At 72.8% G+C, this 19,161-nt stretch carries 20 protein-coding genes; 13 read left to right on the forward strand and 7 right to left on the reverse strand.

Translation table 11 applies throughout. The annotated features are described in order from the left end of the window. Positions 1 to 175 precede the first annotated feature (175 nt). The 4 genes from OHV05_RS03280 to OHV05_RS03295 all read left to right on the forward strand — a co-directional run bounded on the left by OHV05_RS03280 (position 176) and on the right by OHV05_RS03295 (position 3,475). The gene (locus OHV05_RS03280) at positions 176 to 964 is read left to right on the forward strand and encodes an amino acid ABC transporter ATP-binding protein (protein WP_405016234.1); all 789 of its coding nucleotides are present in this window, start codon (positions 176 to 178) and stop codon (positions 962 to 964) included. A 30-nt stretch (positions 965 to 994) separates the two neighbouring features. Then, a complete protein-coding gene (locus OHV05_RS03285; RefSeq protein WP_405016235.1) occupies positions 995 to 1,825 on the forward strand; it encodes a glutamate ABC transporter substrate-binding protein in 831 nt (276 codons plus the stop codon). A gap of 67 nt (positions 1,826 to 1,892) precedes the next feature. Next, positions 1,893 to 2,558, forward strand: coding sequence for an amino acid ABC transporter permease (locus OHV05_RS03290; RefSeq protein ID WP_405016236.1), 666 nt, complete (start codon positions 1,893 to 1,895; stop codon positions 2,556 to 2,558). After that, the gene (locus tag OHV05_RS03295; RefSeq protein WP_405016237.1) at positions 2,555 to 3,475 is read left to right on the forward strand and encodes an amino acid ABC transporter permease; all 921 of its coding nucleotides are present in this window, start codon (positions 2,555 to 2,557) and stop codon (positions 3,473 to 3,475) included. The genes OHV05_RS03290 and OHV05_RS03295 overlap by 4 nt, the downstream gene beginning before the upstream one ends. A 32-nt stretch (positions 3,476 to 3,507) precedes the next feature. On the opposite strand, the gene OHV05_RS03300 is transcribed toward OHV05_RS03295, so the two are convergent. The 3 genes from OHV05_RS03300 to OHV05_RS03310 are packed head-to-tail and all read right to left on the reverse strand — an operon-like array spanning position 3,508 to position 5,325. After that, positions 3,508 to 4,287: a cyclase family protein gene (locus tag OHV05_RS03300; protein WP_405016238.1), complete on the reverse strand. Its 780-nt coding sequence runs from the start codon at positions 4,285 to 4,287 to the stop codon at positions 3,508 to 3,510. A 40-nt stretch (positions 4,288 to 4,327) separates the two neighbouring features. Then, on the reverse strand, positions 4,328 to 5,074 hold the full coding sequence (locus OHV05_RS03305; protein ID WP_405016239.1) for an SDR family oxidoreductase: 747 nt from the start codon (positions 5,072 to 5,074) through the stop codon (positions 4,328 to 4,330). Next, a complete protein-coding gene (locus OHV05_RS03310; protein ID WP_405016240.1) occupies positions 5,074 to 5,325 on the reverse strand; it encodes an acyl carrier protein in 252 nt (83 codons plus the stop codon). Before OHV05_RS03310 ends, OHV05_RS03305 begins: the two co-directional genes overlap by 1 nt. 170 nt (positions 5,326 to 5,495) lie before the next feature. Between OHV05_RS03310 and OHV05_RS03315 the strand changes: the two genes are divergently transcribed. From OHV05_RS03315 to OHV05_RS03335, 5 genes are read left to right on the forward strand one after another with little or no spacing between them, the layout of a single operon-like run. Further along, positions 5,496 to 6,893: an NDP-hexose 2,3-dehydratase family protein gene (locus OHV05_RS03315; RefSeq protein WP_405016241.1), complete on the forward strand. Its 1,398-nt coding sequence runs from the start codon at positions 5,496 to 5,498 to the stop codon at positions 6,891 to 6,893. Further along, on the forward strand, positions 6,881 to 7,861 hold the full coding sequence (locus tag OHV05_RS03320; RefSeq protein ID WP_405016242.1) for a Gfo/Idh/MocA family protein: 981 nt from the start codon (positions 6,881 to 6,883) through the stop codon (positions 7,859 to 7,861). The genes OHV05_RS03315 and OHV05_RS03320 overlap by 13 nt, the downstream gene beginning before the upstream one ends. Positions 7,862 to 7,870: 9 nt before the next feature. Beyond that, entirely contained in the window at positions 7,871 to 8,632 is a 762-nt protein-coding gene (locus tag OHV05_RS03325; protein ID WP_405016243.1) for an NAD-dependent epimerase/dehydratase family protein, read from the forward strand. Then, positions 8,629 to 9,912 (forward strand): FAD-dependent oxidoreductase, encoded by a 1,284-nt coding sequence (locus OHV05_RS03330; protein WP_405016244.1) that lies wholly within the window; start codon positions 8,629 to 8,631, stop codon positions 9,910 to 9,912. Before OHV05_RS03325 ends, OHV05_RS03330 begins: the two co-directional genes overlap by 4 nt. After that, positions 9,909 to 10,340, forward strand: coding sequence for a nuclear transport factor 2 family protein (locus tag OHV05_RS03335; RefSeq protein WP_405016245.1), 432 nt, complete (start codon positions 9,909 to 9,911; stop codon positions 10,338 to 10,340). The genes OHV05_RS03330 and OHV05_RS03335 overlap by 4 nt, the downstream gene beginning before the upstream one ends. 69 nt (positions 10,341 to 10,409) lie before the next feature. Here the strand turns inward: OHV05_RS03335 and OHV05_RS03340 are convergent, their stop codons facing one another. From OHV05_RS03340 to OHV05_RS03350, 3 genes are read right to left on the reverse strand one after another with little or no spacing between them, the layout of a single operon-like run. Next, the gene (locus OHV05_RS03340; protein ID WP_405016246.1) at positions 10,410 to 11,621 is read right to left on the reverse strand and encodes a ketosynthase chain-length factor; all 1,212 of its coding nucleotides are present in this window, start codon (positions 11,619 to 11,621) and stop codon (positions 10,410 to 10,412) included. Next, positions 11,618 to 12,886, reverse strand: coding sequence for a beta-ketoacyl-[acyl-carrier-protein] synthase family protein (locus OHV05_RS03345; protein WP_405016247.1), 1,269 nt, complete (start codon positions 12,884 to 12,886; stop codon positions 11,618 to 11,620). Before OHV05_RS03345 ends, OHV05_RS03340 begins: the two co-directional genes overlap by 4 nt. Before the next feature lie 34 nt (positions 12,887 to 12,920). Further along, positions 12,921 to 13,985 (reverse strand): glucose-1-phosphate thymidylyltransferase, encoded by a 1,065-nt coding sequence (locus OHV05_RS03350; protein WP_405016248.1) that lies wholly within the window; start codon positions 13,983 to 13,985, stop codon positions 12,921 to 12,923. Positions 13,986 to 14,170: 185 nt separating this feature from the next. Here OHV05_RS03350 and OHV05_RS03355 point away from each other — a divergent pair, with 185 nt between their 5' ends. Further along, positions 14,171 to 14,923: a TylF/MycF family methyltransferase gene (locus OHV05_RS03355; RefSeq protein ID WP_405016249.1), complete on the forward strand. Its 753-nt coding sequence runs from the start codon at positions 14,171 to 14,173 to the stop codon at positions 14,921 to 14,923. A gap of 25 nt (positions 14,924 to 14,948) precedes the next feature. On the opposite strand, the gene OHV05_RS03360 is transcribed toward OHV05_RS03355, so the two are convergent. Next, positions 14,949 to 15,848 carry a BTAD domain-containing putative transcriptional regulator gene (locus tag OHV05_RS03360; protein ID WP_405016250.1) on the reverse strand — a complete coding sequence of 300 codons (900 nt, stop codon included), beginning with the start codon at positions 15,846 to 15,848 and terminating at the stop codon, positions 14,949 to 14,951. A gap of 474 nt (positions 15,849 to 16,322) precedes the next feature. On the opposite strand from OHV05_RS03360, the gene OHV05_RS03365 reads away from it, so the two are divergent. The 3 genes from OHV05_RS03365 to OHV05_RS03375 are packed head-to-tail and all read left to right on the forward strand — an operon-like array spanning position 16,323 to position 19,158. Further along, positions 16,323 to 17,348, forward strand: a complete 1,026-nt coding sequence (locus tag OHV05_RS03365; RefSeq protein WP_405016251.1) for a methyltransferase — start codon at positions 16,323 to 16,325, stop codon at positions 17,346 to 17,348. A gap of 8 nt (positions 17,349 to 17,356) precedes the next feature. Then, positions 17,357 to 18,136, forward strand: a complete 780-nt coding sequence (locus tag OHV05_RS03370; protein WP_403039660.1) for an NAD-dependent epimerase/dehydratase family protein — start codon at positions 17,357 to 17,359, stop codon at positions 18,134 to 18,136. Beyond that, positions 18,133 to 19,158, forward strand: a complete 1,026-nt coding sequence (locus OHV05_RS03375; protein ID WP_405016252.1) for a methyltransferase — start codon at positions 18,133 to 18,135, stop codon at positions 19,156 to 19,158. The genes OHV05_RS03370 and OHV05_RS03375 overlap by 4 nt, the downstream gene beginning before the upstream one ends. Positions 19,159 to 19,161 lie beyond the last annotated feature (3 nt).

Here is a 19,161-nt window from a genome sequence, read left to right on the forward strand (position 1 = left end):
GTTCCCGACAGGGTCCCGCACCCGGCCCGGCGGAGTGCTAGGAGTCTCCGGCCCGCAGGGCGTTGCCACAATCGATCACTGTGCCAACCGTTGCGGCCCGCCTTTGACAGTGTGATCGGCCGGCGACCGCCCGACCCGACCGCTCCACATGCGGCGTCCGCCCGGAAGACGGACCATGAAGCCGACGAGTGGAGTGACCGTGGCCAAGGAAATTCCGGCGCCGGGTACGGGCGATCTGGTCGTGTTGAGCAACGTCGACAAGCACTTCGGCGAGCTCCACGTCCTCCAGGACATCAGTCTGACCGTCGCCCGTGGTGAGGTCGTGGTCGTGATCGGGCCCTCCGGCGGCGGCAAGTCCACGCTGTGCCGCGCGATCAACCGCCTGGAGACCGTCGACTCCGGCGAGATCGTCATCGACGGCAGGCCGCTGCCCGCCGAGGGCCGCGAGCTGGCCGCGCTGCGGGCCGACGTGGGCATGGTCTTCCAGTCCTTCAACCTCTTCGCGCACCGCACCGTGCTGCAGAACGTGACCCTCGGCCAGATCCAGGTCCGGAAGAAGGGCCGGCCGGCCGCCGAGCAGCGGGCCCGCGAGCTGCTCGACCGGGTGGGCGTCGCCGCCCAGGCCGACAAGTACCCGGCCCAGCTCTCCGGCGGCCAGCAGCAGCGGGTCGCGATCGCCAGGGCGCTGGCCATGGAACCGAAGATCATGCTCTTCGACGAGCCGACCTCGGCGCTCGACCCGGAGATGATCAACGAGGTGCTGGAGGTGATGCAGCAGCTCGCCCGGGACGGGATGACCATGGTCGTGGTCACCCACGAGATGGGCTTCGCCCGCTCGGCCGCCAACCGCGTGGTGTTCATGGCGGACGGCCGGATCGTGGAGCAGGCGACGCCCGACGAGTTCTTCGGCAACCCGCGCAGCGAGCGGGCCAGGGACTTCCTCTCGAAGATCCTTCACCACTGACGGGGCTCACCAGCACTGGGGATGATCACCATGAAGGTCCACAAGGTCACCGCCGCGGCCGCCGCCGCGCTCGCCCTCTCCCTGACCGCCGCCGGCTGCGGGGACAACAACGACGACGCGGGCAGCAGCGGCAAGAAGATCACCGTCGGCATCAAGTTCGACCAGCCCGGCATCGGGCTGAAGACCCCGGACGGCACGTACACCGGCTTCGACGTCGACGTCGCCACCTACGTCGCCAAGGCGCTCGGCCACAAACCCGGCGACATCGTCTTCAAGGAGGCCAAGAGCGCCGACCGGGAGACCCTGCTGCAGCGCGGCGACGTGGACTTCATCGCCGCCTCGTACTCGATCACCCCCGCCCGGGCGGAGAAGGTCGACTTCGCCGGCCCGTACCTGCTGGCGCACCAGGACGTGCTGATCCGGGCCGACGACGACTCGATCAAGCAGCCGGCCGACCTGAACAGCAAGAAGCTCTGCTCGGTCACCGGCTCCACCTCGGCGCAGAACGTCAAGACGAAGATCGCACCGGACGCCCAGCTCCAGCAGTACGGCGGCTACTCGGAGTGCCTGACCGGCCTGGAGAACAAGGTCGTCGACGCCCTGACCACCGACGACTCGATCCTCGCCGGGTACGCCTCGCAGGCCCAGTTCAAGGGCAAGTTCAAGCTCGGCGGCTTCAAGCTGAGCAACGAGAACTACGGCATCGGTGTCCAGAAGGGCAGCGCCCTCAAGGGCCAGATCAACACCGCCCTGGAGAAGATGGTCAGCGACGGCTCCTGGGACGCCGCCGTGAAGAAGAACTTCGGCCCGGCGAACTACCAGAACGAGCCCGCGCCGAAGATCGGCGTCACCGTCAGCTGAGGCCGCCGCGCCGCGGTGCGCCGGCCGCACCGCGGGGCGGGTCGCGCCTGCGGAAGGGCAGGGCAGCATGTTCGACTTTCTCGAGGGGTACGACCTGCTCGGCGCCTTCTGGGTGACGGTGCAGCTCACCGTCTACTCCGCCGCCGGGGCCCTGGTCTGGGGGACGGTCCTGGCGGCCATGCGGGTCAGCCCGCCGGCCCTGCTGCGCGGGTTCGGCACCGCCTACGTCAACGTGGTCCGGAACATCCCGCTCACCGTGATCATCGTCTTCACCTCGCTGGGCCTGTTCCAGACCCTGGGCGTCAACCTCGGCGCGGACGACTTCACCTCCGTCAACTTCCGGCTCGCCGTCCTCGGTCTGACCGTCTACACCTCGGCGTTCGTCTGCGAGGCGGTGCGGTCCGGTATCAACACGGTGCCGGCCGGTCAGATCGAGGCGGCCCGGGCGCTCGGCCTGACCTTCTTCCAGGTGCTGCGCCTCATCGTGCTGCCGCAGGCGTTCCGCTCCGTGGTGGGCCCGCTGGCCAACGTGCTGATCGCGCTCACCAAGAACACCACGGTGGCCGCCGCGATCGGTGTCGCCGAAGCCGCCGCGCTGATGCGGGAGATGATCGAGAACGAGGCCCAACTCATCCTGATCTCCGGGGTCTTCGCATTCGGCTTCATCTGTCTCACCCTGCCGACCGGACTGCTGCTCGGCCGGGTGAGCCGGAAGGTGTCGGTGAAGCGATGAAGCCGCCCACCCTCTACGACCTGCCGGGGCCGAAGGCCAGACGGCACAACGCGCTGCTCACCCTGCTGTTCCTGGCCGCCCTGGCGGCGCTGGTCTGGTGGGTGGTGCGGAGCCTCCTCGACAAGGGGCAGCTCGACTGGGACAAGTGGCGCCCGTTCTTCACGGATGCCGGGGCCTGGCAGACCTATCTGCTGCCCGGGCTCGAGAACACCCTGATCGCCGCCTCGCTCGCGATGGTCCTGGCGCTGCCGCTCGGCGCGGTGTTCGGCATCGCCCGGCTCTCCGAGCACCGCTGGGTGCGGGGGGCGTCGGGCACCGTGGTCGAGTTCTTCCGGGCCATCCCGGTGCTGATCCTGATGCTGTTCGCGAACGCCGCGTACGCCGAGTTCACCGACGTCAGCCCCGACAGCCGGCCGCTGTACGCCGTGGTGACCGGCCTGGTGCTGTACAACGCCTCGGTGCTGGCGGAGATCGTCCGGGCCGGCATCCTGTCCCTCCCGCAGGGCCAGACCGACGCCGCGAAGGCGATCGGCCTGCGGAAGAACCAGGTCATGCGGCACGTGCTGCTGCCGCAGTCGGTCACCGCCATGCTGCCGGCGATCGTCAGCCAGCTGGTGGTGATCGTGAAGGACACCGCGCTCGGCGGCGCGCTGCTCGGCTTCTCCGAACTGCTGGCCTCGGTCCGCCCGATGAGCGCGAACTACGGGGCGAACACCATCGCCAGCTTCACCGTGGTCGCGGTGATCTTCGTGCTGGTGAACTTCGCGCTGACCTCGTTCGCGAGCTGGCTGGAGGGCCGGCTGCGGCGCGGCCGGAAGTCCACCGGCGCGGTGCTCCGGCCGGACGCCGTCAACGCGTTGGCGACGCCGGGCGAGCACGTCAGCCGTGACGACCTCGGCGGCCCGGGCCGGGGGTGACCGGCGCCCACACCGCCCGCCCGGGCCACCGGTCAGTCGGGGAGGACGGCCACCGCCCGGGCCCAGCCTGCGCCCGCGCCGACGATCTTCACCGGGAAGCAGCTGACGGTGAACCCGGTCGGGGCGGGCAGCTCCTCCAGGTGGGCGAGGCGTTCGATCTGGCAGTACTCGCGCTCCCGGCCGACGAAGTGGGCCGGCCAGAGCAGACCCCGGTCACCGGTCTCCCGGTAGCCCTCCAGCATGGTCCGGAACGGCGCGTCCAGGCTGAACGCGTCGGTGCCGATCACCCGGACGCCCTGGTCGAGCAGGAAGTGCACGGCCGAGCCGTCCAGCCCGGTGAAGCGGCTGAAGTACTCGGGGGTGCCGGCCAGCCGGGACGCACCGGTGCGCAGCAGGACGATCTCGCCCGGCGCCAGCCGGTGCCCGATCCGGTCCAGCTCCCGGCGCAGGCGGCCGGCGTCCACCGCGCCGGGCTCGGGGGTGCCGATGTCGAGCAGCACGCCGGGGCCGTGGAACCACTCCAGCGGGAGCTCGTGCACGTGGCGCGGCCGACCGTCGCCGTAGCGGGCGGTGGAGCCGTAGTGGGACGGGGCGTCGATGTGGGTGCCGGTGTGGGTGGTCAGGGTGAGGGTGTCGATGGTGAGCAACTCACCGTCCGGCAGCACCGCCGGGTCGAACTCGAGGCCGAAGTGCTCCAGCATCTCCGCGCTCATGTGCTTGGCGCCGTCGGCCGCGGACAGGACGTGGTGCTCGACCGGCTCGGGCTCCCAGCCGGCCGCGTCGATCGGGGTGGAGAGGTCGATGATGCGCACGGGTCTCCTCGGGGGGGCAGCGGGGTGGACTGACGGCGCCTCAGGCGCGCAGGGCCAGGCCGCCGTCGGCGGTGACGACCTGGCCCTGGATCCAGGCCGCTTCGTCACCGCAGAGCAGGGCCACCGCCCGGGCCAGGTCCGTCGGGGTGGTGAGGCGGCCGGCCGGGGTGCGCTCCGCCAGCAGCCGCAGCACGGCGGGGTCCGCGCTGCCCGGGCCCTTGTCGAGCTTGGCGGCGGCGACCGCGTTCACGGTGATGCCGAGCGGCGCCAACTCGACGGCCAGATAGCGGATCTGGGCCTCCAGCGCGGCCTTCGCCACCCCGGCCGCGACGTACCGCGGCACCACCCGGCGAGCGCCGTTGCTGGAGACCGCGACGATCCGGCCGGCGCCGCCGGCCATCGCCGCGACCAGCGGGCGGATGCCCAGGGTGAGCGGGGCGAGGGCGGCGGTCAGGTCCTGCCGGAACAGGTCGGGGTCCGGCCGCGCGGCGTCCATCGGGTGGAACGAGGCCACGCTGTGCACGAAGAAGTCCAGCCGGCCGCGCTCCGCCCGGATCCGCCGCAGCAGGTGCGGCAGGGCGCCGGGCCGGGTGACGTCCGCCCTGAGCACGGTCGCGGTGCCCGGCAGGCCGGCCAGTTCGGCGAGCGCGTCCTTGGCCGCCGCGTCGTCCCGGGCGTGGTTGAGGTACACCGCGCAGCCCCGGGCGGCCAGTTCCCGGGCGACGGCCAGGCCGGTCCCCCGGGTGCCGCCGGCGATCAGGGCGGTGCGCCGTTCCCAACGGGTCATCAGGCCGCCTCGGCCATCGCCCGGTTCACCAGCGCGAGGAACTCGCCTGGGGTCCGGGTGATGCTGAGCGCGTCGTCCGGGATCCGGACGCCGAACTCGCGCTCGATCCGGCCGGCCGTCTCCATCACGGCCAGCGAGTCGTAGCCCAGCTCGCCGAAGGGCACGCCGACGGTGTCCCCGTCGAGGTCGATCCCCTCGCTCTGGCCGGCCCCCTCACGCATGATCCGCTTCAGGTCGGCTTCGGTGATCATGGTCGTTCGCTCCTCGGGTCGTCGCTGCGCCGGTACGCCGTCGAGCCTGGGGCACCCGGACCTGGGCACCGCTCGAATCGGCCTGGAGCGCTGCTCCAGCCCACTTCGAGCCCGCTTCGACGCGGCGCGGCGACGGTGGGTCTCCACACCCGCGCTCGGAAGGGACCGCGATGGCTCTCGCAGCAGACACCCGGACGGCAGCCCGGCCCGACCCGGCTCCGTCGGCGGACCCCGCCGCCCGGCTGGCCCTCTCGGCGGCCGCCGTGGCCGGGGCGGAAGAGGTGACCGACTGGCTGGCCGAACGGCAGCAGGCCGGCACCTTCGAGGTCGAGCGGATCCCGTTCGACCGGATGGACAAGTGGCTCACCGTGCCCGCGACCGGCGACCTGGTGCACGAGACCGGCCGGTTCTTCTCGGTCCGGGGCCTGGAGATCCGGGAGGAGGACGGCCGGACCTGGTCGCAGCCGATCATCTGCCAGCCGGAGACCGGGATCCTGGGCATCCTGGCCAAGGAGTTCGACGGCGTCCTGCACTTCCTGATGCAGGCCAAGGTCGAGCCGGGCAACATCGGCCCGGTCCAGCTCGGCCCGACCGTGCAGGCGACCCGCAGCAACTACATGCGCGTGCACCAGGGCCGGGCCACCCCGTACCTGGCGTACTTCCTCGCCGAGGAGCGCGGCACCGTGCTGACCGACGTGCTGCAGTCCGAGCAGGGCGACAGCTTCCTGCGCAAGCGCAACCGGAACCTGGTGGTGGAGGTCACCGGCGAGGTCGAGGTGGGGCCGGACCACCGCTGGCTGACGCTGGGGCAGATCCACCGGCTGCTGGCGGTGGACAACCTGGTCAACATGGACGCCCGGACGGTGCTCTCCTCGCTGCCGCTGGCCGCGGCCACCGGCGAGCCGGCCGGGCGGGCCGGCTCCGACACCGAAGTGCTCAGCTGGCTGGCCGAGTTGAAGGCCATGCAGGTCCGCGAGGTGCAGCTGGTGCCGCTCGACCGGGTGACCGGCTGGCGGCGGACCGCCACCGAGATCGCCCACGCCGAGGGACGGCACCACCGGGTCATCGCCGTGTCGGTGCTGGCGGGCAACCGCGAGGTGAGCCGGTGGACCCAGCCGCTGCTGGAGGTGGAACGCCCCGGTCTGGCGGCCATGGTCGTGCGCCGGTCGGCCGAGGGACCGCAGCTGCTGGTCCAGGGGCTGACCCAGCCGGGCACCTTCGACGCGGTCGAGATGGCGCCGACGGTGCAGTGCGTGTCGGACGGGTTCTCCGACCTGCCGGAGCAGCCGCCGTTCCGGGACCTGGTGCTGGCCGCGCCGCCGGAGCAGGTGCTGTACTCGGCGGTGCTCTCCGAGGAGGGCGGCCGCTTCCACCGGCGGGCCAACCGGTACCTGATCGTGGCCGCCGGCGACGACTTCCCGTCCCAACTCCCGGACGGTTTCTGCTGGGTGACGCTCGACCAGGTCCGGCGGTTCATCCAGTTCGGCAACCACTTCACGGTCGAGGCCCGCACCCTGGTCACCTGCCTCGGCTCGTTGCACGGCGGGGAGGGCGGGTGGAGCGCCTGAGGGTGGGGGTGCTCGGCTGCGCGTCCATCGCCCGGCGCAAGATGCTGCCCGCGCTGACCGCCTGCCCCCGGACCCGGGTGACGGCGGTGGCCAGCCGCTCGGGCGAGCGGGCGAAGGAGTTCGCCGCCGAGTTCGGCACCGTCCCGGTGGCCGGCTACCAGGAGTTGCTGGACCGGCCGGACGTGGACGCCGTCTACCTGCCGCTGCCGGCCGGTCTGCGGGCGGAGTGGATCCTCCGGGCCCTGGAAGCCGGCAAGCACGTCCTGGCCGAGAAGCCGCTCACCACCCGCCCTGCGCTGGCCCGGGAGGCCGTCGAGCTCAGCCGTCGGCGCGGGCTGCTGCTGATGGAGAACTTCATGTTCCTCCACCACAGCGCGCACCGCCGGGTGCGCGAGCTGGTCGGGGCCGGGCGGATCGGCGAACCCCGGTCGTTCTCGGCCGAGTTCACCATCCCCGCCCTTCCGGCGGACGACATCAGGCACCGCCCCGAACTGGGCGGCGGCGCGCTGCTCGACCTCGGCGCCTACCCGGTCCGGGCGGCGCAGCTGTTCTGCGGCCCCGACCTGGCGGTGGCCGGTGCGGTGCTGCACCACGACCCCGGGACCGGGGTGGACGTCGCGGGCGCCGCGCTGCTGGCCTCGGCCGGGATGACCGCCACGCTGTCGTTCGGAATGGCGCACCACTACCGCTGCCGCTACGCCCTGACCGGCAGCGAGGGCACGCTCACCCTCGACCGGGCGTTCACCCCGCCGCCGGACCACCGGCCGCTGCTGCGCCTCGAACGCCCGGAGGGCACCGAGGAGTTGCCGCTCCGGGCCGACGACCAGTTCGCCAACGTGGTGGACGTCTTCGCCCGGACCGCGCTGGCCGGCCGGGGTTTCGACGGGCCGGGCGACCGCATCCTCCGGCAGGCCGACCTGCTGGAACGCGTCCGCCTGGCCGCCACCCCGGCCCCCACCGCCGGATAGGAGCTCTCGATGCAGATCGTCGGCCGTGGTTTCCTCGCCCGGAGCCTCCGCCCGCTCGCGGCCCGGCACCCCGACACGGTGGTCTTCGCCGCAGGGGTCTCCAGCGGCACCAGCCAGGCGGACGCCGGCTTCGCCCGGGAGGCCGAGCTGCTGTACGACACCCTCGCGGACTGCCGGCGCGGCGGGCGGCGGCTGGTCTACTTCTCCACCTCCTCCGCCGGCCTGTACGGCGCGCTCCCCCGGTCCGGCCGGGAGGACGGGCCGGTGCGTCCGGCCTCGCCGTACGGGCGGCACAAACTGGCCATGGAGGAGGTGGTCCGGGGCTGCGGCCCGGACCACCTGATCCTGCGCCTGGCCTACCCGGTCGGACCTGCGCAGCGCCCGCACCAGTTCCTGCCGGCCCTGACGGCCCAGGTCAGGGCGGGCCGGGTGCGGATCCACCAGGGGGCCCGGCGCGACCTGATCGACGTCCGGGACGCGGTGCGGCTGATCGACGCGCTGCTCGCCCTCGGGTCGCCCGGCGGGGTGGTCAACCTGGCCACCGGCTGGTCGGTCCCGGTGGCGGACGTCGTCGCCCACCTGGAACTCCGGCTGGGCGTCCGGGCCCTGCGCCAGGTCGTCGAGGTGCCGCCGGAGCACCCGGTCTGCACCGAGCGCCTGCGGCACCTGGTGCCGGCCGCGGACCGGATGGGCTTCGGCCCGCACTACTACCGCCGGGTGATCGACGACTGTCTCGCCCGGACCCGACGCCCGGAGGAGACCCTGCGGTGACCGCACCAGCCGAGACCGGCACGGACGTCTGCGTGGTCGGCGGCGGACCCGCCGGTCTGACCCTCGCCCTGCTGCTGCTCCGCTCCGGCCTGCGGGTGACCGTGCTGGAGCGGTCCGCCTCGCTCGACCGCGCCTACCGGGGCGAGATCCTGCAGCCGGGCGGCCTGGCGCTGCTCGACCAGCTCGGCGTGCTGGCCGCCGCCGAGGCCCGCGGCGGCCACCGGCTGGACCGGTTCCAACTGGTCGAGCGGGGGCGGACGTTGCTCGACATCGACTACACCGGGCTGCCGGGTCCGTACGGCCGGCTGCTGAGCATCCCGCAGCAGCACGTGCTGGCCGAACTGCTGACCGCCTGCCAGGAGTTCGACGGCTTCCGGCTGCTCGCCGGGTACCGGGCGACCGCGCTGGTCGAGCAGGGCGGGGTGGTGCTCGGCGCGGTGGCCGACGGTCCCGGCGGGCGGCACACCGTCCGGGCCCCGGCCACGGTGGGCGCGGACGGCCGGTTCTCCAAGGTCCGCCGGCTGGCCGGCATCGAGGCCGACCGGGACGACGTGTTCGACTTCGACGTGCTCTGGTTCAAGCTGCCCGGCACCGGGGCGCCGGACCGCGCGGTCCGGGTGCACCGGGGCGGCGGACGGCCGGTGCTGGCGTACCCGTCCTACCCGGACACCGTGCAGCTCGGCTGGACCCTGCCGCACCGGGGGTACGCCGAACTGGCGCACCAGGGACTTCCGTTCGTGCGCGAGGAGATCTGCCGGGCGGTGCCGGAGTACGCCGACCGGATCCGGGAGCGGATCACCGCACTGACCGACCTGACGCTGCTCGACGTCTTCGCGGGCCGGGCCCGGGAGTGGGTCCGGGACGGCCTGGTGCTGATCGGGGACGCGGCCCACACGCACAGCCCGCTCGGCGCCCAGGGGATCAACCTGGCGATCCAGGACGCCGCCCTGCTGCACCCCGTGCTGGTCGCGGCGGTGCGGGCCGGTGACGTGTCGGCCGAGCGCCTGCGCGGCTACGCCGAGCCGCGCACCCGGGACGTCGAGCAGGTGATGCGGATGCAGACCCTGCAGGCCCGGGCGATGCTCTCGCCGGGCCGGGTGGCCCGGGCGGTCCGGCCCCGACTGGCCGCGCTGATCCAGCACACCCCGCTCGGCGCCAGGATCACCAGCCGGATCGCCTTCGGGAATCCGGCCGCCCGGGTCCGGTCGGAGCTGTTCGCCCCGCCCCCGGAGTCGACTGATCGTCAACAATCCACCGACGAAGAGGAGTTCACCCGATGACCCGGACCACGACGGTCCCGCTGGAGCGGCTGCGGGCCGACCTCGACCAGTTCTACGCCCGGCACCTGCAGCTGCTGGACAGCGGCCGGGCCGAGGAGTGGGCCGCCACCTTCACCGCCGACGGCACCTTCCAGCTGCCCGGCCGGCCCGGGCCCAGCCGGGGCCGGGCCGAGCTGGCCGAGGGCGCCCGGCGGGCCGGGGCCGCGCAGCGGGAGGCGGGCGAGACCCACCGGCACTGGCACGGCATGCTGGACGTCGAGGCGCGGCCGGACGGCAGTGTCGGGGTGCGGTGCTACGCGCTGGTGTACCTGACCCCGCGCGGCGGCGACCCCCGGCTGCACCGCTCCTGCGTCTGCGAGGACGTCCTGGTGCGGGTGGACGGCAGTTGGCTGGTCCGGTCCAGGGTGGTGACCCGGGACGGTCACTGACCACGACCGACCACGACGGGCGGGCCCCCACCGGTCGGTGGGGGCCCGCCCGTCGTGGCGGCGCTGGTCTCAGCCGCCCGGCGCGGCCACGGCCACCGCCGAGTTGAAGCCGCCGTACCCCCGGGCGAGCACCAGGGCGCGCCGCAGCGGCTGCCGGCGCGGCGCGGTGACCAGGTCGATCGGGTAACCGGCGGCCGGGTGGCGGACGTTGACGGTCGGTGGGATCACCTGGTCGCGCAGCGCGAGCAGCGCAGTGGCCACGTCCAGCGGACCGCTGCCCGCCGCGAGCCGGCCGGTCATCGTCTTGGGTGCCGTGACGGGCACCCCGTACGGGCCGAACAGATGGGTCAGGGCCGCCACTTCGGCCCGGTCGGCGGCGACGGTGCCGGCCGCGTCGGCGAACACCACGTCGACCTGCCCGGGTTGCCAGCCGGCCTGGGCGATGGCCTGGCGGGCGGCCCGGAGCAGGCCCGCACCGGGCTCGGCCCCCGGGTGGCCGTCGAAGGAGGTGCCGTACCCGGCCAGCAGGCCGTGCACCCGGGCGCCGCGGGCCAGCGCGGCCCGCTCGTCCTCCAGCACCAGCAGGGCGCCGCCCTCGCCGGCCACGTGCCCGCAGGCCCGCTCGTCGAACGGCAGGTAGGCGGTGGCCGGGTCCTCCCGGGTGCTCATCGTCCCGCTGGTGAGCTGGGCGGTCCAGCTCCACGGGCAGAGCGAGCCGTCTACCGCGCCGCTCAGCACCACCGGTGTACCCCGGCCGATCAGCCGCCGGGCCTGGGCGAGCGCGTCGAGACCGCCCGCACCGTCCGCCACCACCACCCCGCTGGGGCCGCGCAGACCGTGCCGGATCGAGATCTGACCGGTGTTCACGGCGTAGAACCAGGCGAAGGACTGGTAGGCGCTGACGTGCGCGCCGCCCTTGGACCAGAGGTTCTGCAGCTCGCGCTGGCCGAACTCGAAGCCACCGGCGGTGTTGGCCGTCACCACCCCGATGTCGTACTCGCCAAGATCGGCGGGGTCGAGGCCGGCGTCGCCGAGCGCCCAGGCGGCGGCGACCAGGGAGAGCCGGGTGACCGGGTCGGTCTGCGGCAGCAGCCGGTCGGGCAGCTGGGCGGCCGGGTCGAAGCCGGTGATCTCGCCGGCCAGCCGGGCCGGGTAGGGCTCCGGGTCGAACCTGGTGAGCCGGGCAATGCCGCTCTCGCCGCGCAGCACCGCGGACCAGTACGCGTCCAGCCCCGCGCCGTTGGGGGCGAGCAGGCCGAGGCCGGTGAAGACCGCGGTCATCGGGCACCGCCGTCGGTCCGGGCGAGCACCATGGCGCTCTGGAAGCCGCCGAAGCCGCTGCCGACGGTCAGCACGGTGTGCAGCTCCTGGTGCCGGGCGTGCAGCGGCACGTGGTCGAGGTCGCACTCGGGGTCGGGGGTGTGCAGGTTGGCGGTCGGCGGGACCACGCCGTGCCGCAGGGCGAGCGCGCAGGCGGCGATCTCGATCGCGCCGATCGCGCCGAGCGAGTGACCCACCATCGACTTGATCGAGCTCATCGGTGTCGCGTACGCGTGGGCGCCGAGGGCGAGTTTGACGGCGGCGGTCTCGTGCCGGTCGTTCTGCTGGGTGCCCGAGCCGTGCGCGTTGACGTAGTCCACCGCCTCGGGAGCGGCACCGGCCTCGGCCAGTGCGAGGCGGATCGCCTCGGCCAACTCCCGTCCGTCGGGCCGCAGTCCGGTCATGTGGAAGGCGTTGCAGCGGGAGCCGAAGCCGGTGATCTCGGCATAGACCGTGGCGCCGCGCCGCACCGCGTGCCGGTACTCCTCCAGCACGAACATCGCCGAACCCTCCCCGAGCACGAAGCCGTTGCGGCTGATGTCGAAGGGGCGGGAGGCGTGCTCCGGGTCGTCGTTGCGGGGCGTGGTGGCCCGGATCGCGTCGAAACAGGCCAGCGTGATCGGCGAGATCGGGGCGTCGGTGGCGCCGGCCACCATCACGTCGGCGCTGCCCTCGGCGATCAACTCCCGGGCGTGCGCCACCGCATCGAGGCCGGAGGTGCAGCCGGTGGACACCACCGCGGCCGGACCGCCGGCGTTCACCCGCCGGGCGATCTCGGCCGCCATCGAGCTGGGCACCAGGTGGCCGTAGAGGTGCGGGACGGCGTAGCCGGGGTCGACCAGCCAGTCCCGGCCACCGTCGCTCACCGCGACGTACTCGCGCTCCAGGCTGGTGGTGCAGCCGACGGCGCTGCCCACCGTGACGCCGAGCCGGCCCGGGTCGACCTCGTCGAACGCGAGCGCCGCGTCGGCCACCGCCTCCTCGGTGGCGACCACCGCGAACTGGGTGGCCCGGTCCATCCGCCGGATCTCCTGCGGGGTCAGGCCGTGCAGCATCGGGTCGAAGTCGCACTCGGCCGCGACCCGGGAGCGGAAGGCGGAGGCGTCGAAGAGCGAGATCGGCCGGGTCGCCGTCCGGCCGGAGGTGATCAGCTCCCAGAATGCCTTGGTACCGGTGCCGCCCGGGGCCACCGTGCCGATGCCGGTGATGACGACGCGCCTGTTCATCGGTTGCCCTCCCTGGGGTACGGATCCGGACCGCTCATGCGAGTACGCGGAGTTCGGTGTGGTCGCCGACCACCAGCCGGTGCCCGCCGCCGGGCGGGGAGCTGCCGACCCGGGCGGAGCGGCCGATCACCGAGCCGTGGATGCCGTTCACGTCGGTGACGGTGGCCCGGTCGAGCAGGATGGTGTGCGCCAGGCCGGCGTCGGTGAGTACGCAGTCCGCGCCGATCGAGGTGTGCGGACCGACGTAGCTGTCCTCGACCAGCGTGCCGGCGCCGACGATCAGCGGGCCGCGCAGGTGCGAGCGGACGATCCGCGCACCGGGCTCGACCACCACCGGGCCGAGCAGCGTGCTGGCCCGGTCGACACTGCCCTCGACCGAGGTCTCCAGCCGGTCCAGCAGCAGCCGGTTGCAGTCCAGGATGTCGTCGATCCGCCCGGTGTCCCGCCACCAGCCGGTGATCTCCGCGGCCCGGACCTCATGCCCCTCGGCCACCAGCAGCTGGAGCGCGTCGGTGATCTCCCACTCGCCGCGCAGGCTCGGCTCGATCCGGGCGACCGCGTCGTGCACCAGCGGGGAGAAGAAGTAGGCGCCGGCCACCGCCAGGTCACTGCGCGGCCGGCGGGGCTTCTCCTGAAGCGCCGTCACCCGGCCGTCCGGGCCGGTCTCGACGATGCCGTACTCCTCCGGGTTCGGCACCCGGACCACGGCCACCTGGGCGGCGGGCCGGCGTTTCCGGAAGGTGTCGGCGAGGCCGGTCAGGCCGTCCGAGAAGACGTTGTCGCCGAGGTACATCACGAAGTCGTCGTCGGCGAGGAAGTCCCGGGCCAGCAGCACGCAGTGGGCCAGTCCGAACGGCGCCTCCTGGCGCAGCCAGGTGATCTCCAGGCCGAAGCGGGAGCCGTCGCCGACCGCCGCCCGGATCTCCCGGTGCCAGTCACCGACCACCACGGCCGCCTCGGTGACCCCGGCCCGGCCCAGCTGCTCCAGGCCGTGGAAGAGCACCGGTTTGTTGGCCACCGGGACCAGTTGCTTGGGCATCGCATGGGTGAGCGGGCGCAGCCGGGTACCCATGCCGCCGGCCAGAACCAGAGATTTCAAGGCCATTCCTTCCTGCGGTCCAGGATGTATTTCCCCCTTGGTATCCCGCCGCCCCCACAGAGCCGGTCGAGCCGTGGTCGAACTGACCGGAGCCCGTTCGGCACCGGCCTTCGAGCGGATTTCGAGCGCGCGGCCGTACGTTTTCCGTTCCGGTGACCGGCGGTATTTCGGATCGAGGAGGAAAAGTGGTCGCAGCGAACGGCGAGCTCTATCTGGATCTCATGAAACGGGTCCTCGCGAACGTCATCTACGAGGACGCCCCGGTCGGCTGGTACGGCGACGTGGACGGCTACCGCACCGAGTTGCGTTCGTCCGGCCTCGACCTGCCCACGACCGCGCACACGATGGTGGGCCTGAAGCGGCTGGACAACGTCCAGGCGTGCGTCGAGCGGGTGTTGGCGGACGGCGTGCCGGGCGATCTGATCGAGACGGGGGTGTGGCGCGGCGGCGTCTGCATCCTGATGCGGGCGGTGCTGGCGGCGCACGACGTACGGGACCGCCGGGTCTGGGTGGCGGACTCGTTCGAGGGCGTGCCGGTGGTGCACTCCGAGAGCCACCCGCTGGACCGGGAGATGGAGCTGCACCGGATCAACGGGGTGCTCAAGGTGACCCGGGAGGAGGTGGCGGAGAACTTCGCCCGCTACGGGCTGCTCGACGACCAGGTCCGTTTCCTGGAAGGGTGGTTCGAGCAGACCCTGCCGTCGGCGCCGATCGGCGCGCTGGCGGTGCTGCGGCTGGACGGCGACCTCTACGAGTCCACCACGGATGCGCTGACCCACCTCTACCCGAAGCTGTCGGTGGGGGGCTTCGTGATCGTCGACGACTACAACATCGAGCCCTGCCGGCAGGCCGTCACGGACTTCCGCGCCCGGCACGGCATCCGGGAGCCGATCGTGCCGGTCGACACCTGCGGGGTGCACTGGCGCCGGGCGGCGTAGCCCGGGCGGTCAGCCGGCCGGGCGGTCAGCTGGCCAGGCGGGACGCCCAGGGCCCGGGGGGTGCCGTGGGCGTTCCGCCGAGCCGGTCCAGCAGCAGGTTCCCGTCCGCCTGGTCGGGGCCCTGCTCCAGCGCGGGGTCGGCGGTCAGCATCGCCCGGTGCAGGCTCTGGATCCGCAGCGACGGATCGAGCCCCAGCTCGCCGACCATGTGCTCGCGGAGCCGACGGAAGACCTCCAGCGCCTCCGGACAGCGCCCGCACCGGTACAGCGCGAGCATGTACTGGGCGTGCAGGTTCTCGTTCATCCGGTACTGGCCGACCAACGACGCCAGCTCACCGGGGAGTTCGTGGTGACGCCCCAACCGGAGCCGGGCGTCGACCCGTTGCATCAGCGCGGTCAGCCGGCTCTCCTCCAGACGGCGGATCTCGGCGTCCAGCAGCGGGCCCGGCTTGACGTCCACCAGCGGTGCCCCGCACCAGAGTTCGAGCGCCTCGGTGAGCAGCCGGACGGCCGTCTCGTCCTCGTAGGCGGCGATCGCCTGCCGGCCGTCGGCGATCAGTCGCTCGAACTCGTGAGCGTCGATGTCGCCATGACGGACGATCAGCTGGTAACCGCCGAACTTGGTCACCAGGACGTTCCGGGCCACCTCGGCCGCGGGGATGCCCAGCGCCCGGCTGAGCATCCGGCGGATCTGCAGGACGTACGTCTGGAGCGTGGTCTGGACGCTGACCGGCGGGTTGTCGCCCCACAGCTCACGGGCCATGGCCGCCGTCGGGACGACCCGGTTCGCCTGCATGACGAGCAGGGCGATGATCTTGCGCGGCTTGGGTGCGGTGAGCTCGTCGGCCATGTTGGCCCCGTCGGGGGTGCGCAGCTTCAGCGCGCCCAGAACTTGAATCTTGAAGCACTCGGGATGATCGCTCATGATCACTTCAGTCCCCGCAATTTCGTCGGTGCTCGAAGTCTCGTGAGACTAGTGTCGTGAGATTAATTGTTCACGTCAAGATTGTTCTTTCCGGGGCCGCCGGCCTCCCGGACCCCGCCACCCCTAGCCCATTCCCACAAAGCCGCTGGTCAACCACCCCTACCCGGGCGGCCCGAAACGCCGAACGGCGACCGCTTGGTGCGGGCACGGAGAGTGTTCAACTCCCCCAGGCAAACCCCAGGTCACAAATGTAAAGGTTCCGCAAAGCCGCTGGCCCGGCCCCGGCCGTCTACTTCGACGTCGTCACGCCCCGTCACCCGGCGTGCAACCCGGCTCATTGTCTGTGATCTGCGTCACATTCCGCGCACCCCCTGTACGCCCCCGGGCTCGACCACGACTTGAGCTGGTTGCCAGGGAGCGGGACACACGATGCTCTGGCGCACCGTCAGTTCCCGTCCAACCCAGGGAGACCGGATGACCGACGACCCAGTACCGACCGTCACCAGGCAGGACCTGCTCGCCATGATGTCCTCCGTCCGCCGGACCGGCGTGCTGCGGGCCGGCGTCGACCTGAAGGTCTTCGACGCCCTCGCCGACGGGCCGGCCCGCTCCGAGGCGGTCGCCACCGCCTGCGGGGCCGACCCGCGCGCCGTGCACATCCTGTTGAACGCCCTCGCCGCGATCGGCCTGCTGGAGACGGACGGTGACCGCTTCCGGCTCGCCCCGGGCGCCGACGGCATCCTGGTCAGCACCCACCCCGACTACTACGGCCACGCCGTCCGGCTCGCCGCCAGCGACTACGAGTGGGACGCGATCAAGCGGCTCGGCGACGCCGTCCGCAGCGGCGGCACGGTGATGGAGCAGAACGCCGAGACGCCCTCGTACACCTTCTGGGAGGACTTCGCCGAGCTCGGCACCCTGAACACCCAGCCGATCGCCGACCTGGTGGCCGACGCGGTGTTCCCGGTGCCCGGCCGGGACCGGCCCACCGTGCTCGACATCGCCTGCGGGCACGGCCTGTACGGCTACACCCTGGCCGCCCGCGACCCGCGGGCCGAGGTCTGGTCGCTGGACTGGCCCAACGTGCTCGCCGTCACCGAGGCCAACGCCGAGCGGCTCGGGGTCCGCGACCGCGCCCACTACCTCCCCGGCGACATGTTCGACGTCCCGCTCGGCGGTCCGTACGACGTGGTGGTGGTGGCCAACGTCCTGCACCACTTCTCGACCGACCGGGCGACCGAGCTGCTCGCCCGGGCGGGCAGCGCGCTGCGGCCCGGCGGGCGGCTGGTGGCGATCGCGATCAGCACCGGCGACGCCGCACCGCACCGCGACCCGGTGCCGCACCTGTTCTCCGCGCTGATGCTCGCCTGGACCTCCGAGGGGCAGGTGCACCCGCTCTCCGCGTACGAGGACATGGTCGTGGCGGCCGGCTTCACCCGGCCCAAGCTCCACACCCTGCCGCACAACCCGCTGCGGGTGCTCATCGCCGAACGTCTCTGAGGAGCGCCATGGAGATCGTCGGACGCGGGTTCCTGGCCGGCAGCCTTCGGCCGCTGGCCGCCGCCCATCCGGACACGGTGGTCTTCGCGGCCGGCGTGTCCAGCGGACACAGCACCTCCGACCCGGAGTTCGCCCGGGAGGCCGAGCTGCTCTACCGGGTGCTCGCCCGCTGCGAGCGGGACGGCCGGCAGCTGGTCTACTTCTCCACCTGCGCCAGCGGCATGTACGGCGCGGGCAGCCGGGACAGCCGGGAGGACCGGCCGGTCTTCCCCAACTCACCCTACGGGCGGCACAAGTTGGCGATGGAGGGGGTGCTGCGCGCCTCCGGCGTCGACGCCCTGGTGCTGCGGCTCGCCTACACCGTGGGCCGGACCCAGCGCAGCCACCAGCTGATGCCGTCCCTGGTCGCCCAGGTCCGCTCGGGGTCGGTGCGGGTGCACCGCGGCGCCCGGCGCGACGTGGTGCACGTCCGGGACGTGGTCACGGTGATCGACGCCCTGCTGGCCAAGGGCGTCTCCCGCGAGGTGGTCAACGTCGCCTCGGGGTACGCCGTACCGATCGAGGAGATCATCGCCCACCTGGAGTCCCGGCTCGGCACCGCCGCCGTGCACGAGACCGTGGACGTCACCGACGACCACTCGGTCTCCAACGAGAAGCTGCTCGGCCTGCTGCCCGCCGAGGCCCGACCCCCTTTCGGCCCCGACTACTTCCGGACCGTGGTCGACCGCTTCCTGGACACCCCCTCCTCCGCCCCGCCCCTCCCCCGCCAACGGAAAGGCACGACATGACCGTCCTCGCCCAGACCTCGGGACCGGCCTCGGTGGCGCGCGCGCTGCTGCGGCTGAACACCTCCTACTTCCAGGCGAAGGTGCTGCAGAGCGCCGTGGAGCTCGACCTGTTCGGGCTCCTCGCCGAGCAACCCGCCACCGCCGGGCAGCTGTTCACCCGGCTCGGCCTGCGCCCCCGGCCCGGCGCCGACTTCCTGGACGCCCTGGTCGGCCTCGGTCTGCTGGAGCGCCGGGACGGCCGGTACGCCAACCACCCGGAGGCGGCCGAGTTCCTGGTCCCCGGCAGCCCGCGCTACCTCGGCGGCTCGATCGCCCAGCACTCCCGGCTGCACTTCCGCTCCTGGGCCTCGCTCACCGACGTGCTGCGCACCGAACCCGCCAAGGTGCAGCGGGACTTCCGCAAGGACTTCGAGAACCTCGACGGCGTGCGCGGGCTGATGGCGCACATGGACGCCTTCAACAGCTTCGTCGCCGACGAGCTGGACCGCTGCGTGGACTGGTCCCGGTACAGCACCTTCGTCGACGTCGGCGGGGCCCGCGGCAACGTGGCCGCCCACCTGGTGCGGGTCCACCCGCACCTGACCGGTGCGGTGTTCGACCTGCCGCCGGTGGAGCCGCTGTTCGACGAGCACATGGCGGCACTCGGCACCACCGGTCAAGTCCGTTTCGCGGGTGGGGACTTCTTCGCCGACACCGCCCCCGCCTCCGACGTGGCCGTCCTCGGACACGTCCTGCACGACTGGCCGCCCGCCGCCCGGGCCGAGCTGCTCAAGCGGGTCTTCGACGCGGTGAACCCGGGTGGCATCGTGGTCGTCTACGACGCGATGCTCGACGACGACCGCACCGACCCGGTCTCCCTGCTGCAGAGCCTGAACTGCGGGATCATGCGCGACGGCGGCTCCGAGTACACGGTCGCGGAGTGCCGCGGCTACGCCGAGGACGCCGGCTTCACCTTCGTGTCGGCCGACCCGGTCGACTCCCTGACCGGAGACCGCGTGCTGATCGCGGCCAAGCCCTCCTGACCT

The organism is Kitasatospora sp. NBC_00070 (assembly GCF_045041205.1).
Lineage (GTDB): Bacteria > Actinomycetota > Actinomycetes > Streptomycetales > Streptomycetaceae > Kitasatospora.

Bases quoted from the DNA above. Each gene is read 5' to 3' on its own strand.
- OHV05_RS03315 (WP_405016241.1), top strand. From the start codon at position 5,496: ATGGCTCTCGCAGCAGACACCCGGACGGCAGCCCGGCCCGACCCGGCT.
- OHV05_RS03290 (WP_405016236.1), top strand. From the start codon at position 1,893: ATGTTCGACTTTCTCGAGGGGTACGACCTGCTCGGCGCCTTCTGGGTG.
- OHV05_RS03340 (WP_405016246.1), bottom strand. From the start codon at position 11,621: ATGACCGCGGTCTTCACCGGCCTCGGCCTGCTCGCCCCCAACGGCGCG.
- OHV05_RS03365 (WP_405016251.1), top strand. From the start codon at position 16,323: ATGACCGACGACCCAGTACCGACCGTCACCAGGCAGGACCTGCTCGCC.
- OHV05_RS03310 (WP_405016240.1), bottom strand. From the start codon at position 5,325: ATGATCACCGAAGCCGACCTGAAGCGGATCATGCGTGAGGGGGCCGGC.
- OHV05_RS03285 (WP_405016235.1), top strand. From the start codon at position 995: ATGAAGGTCCACAAGGTCACCGCCGCGGCCGCCGCCGCGCTCGCCCTC.
- OHV05_RS03375 (WP_405016252.1), top strand. From the start codon at position 18,133: ATGACCGTCCTCGCCCAGACCTCGGGACCGGCCTCGGTGGCGCGCGCG.
- OHV05_RS03295 (WP_405016237.1), top strand. From the start codon at position 2,555: ATGAAGCCGCCCACCCTCTACGACCTGCCGGGGCCGAAGGCCAGACGG.
- OHV05_RS03305 (WP_405016239.1), bottom strand. From the start codon at position 5,074: ATGACCCGTTGGGAACGGCGCACCGCCCTGATCGCCGGCGGCACCCGG.
- OHV05_RS03360 (WP_405016250.1), bottom strand. From the start codon at position 15,848: ATGAGCGATCATCCCGAGTGCTTCAAGATTCAAGTTCTGGGCGCGCTG.
- OHV05_RS03325 (WP_405016243.1), top strand. From the start codon at position 7,871: ATGCAGATCGTCGGCCGTGGTTTCCTCGCCCGGAGCCTCCGCCCGCTC.
- OHV05_RS03370 (WP_403039660.1), top strand. From the start codon at position 17,357: ATGGAGATCGTCGGACGCGGGTTCCTGGCCGGCAGCCTTCGGCCGCTG.
- OHV05_RS03345 (WP_405016247.1), bottom strand. From the start codon at position 12,886: ATGAACAGGCGCGTCGTCATCACCGGCATCGGCACGGTGGCCCCGGGC.
- OHV05_RS03280 (WP_405016234.1), top strand. From the start codon at position 176: ATGAAGCCGACGAGTGGAGTGACCGTGGCCAAGGAAATTCCGGCGCCG.
- OHV05_RS03335 (WP_405016245.1), top strand. From the start codon at position 9,909: ATGACCCGGACCACGACGGTCCCGCTGGAGCGGCTGCGGGCCGACCTC.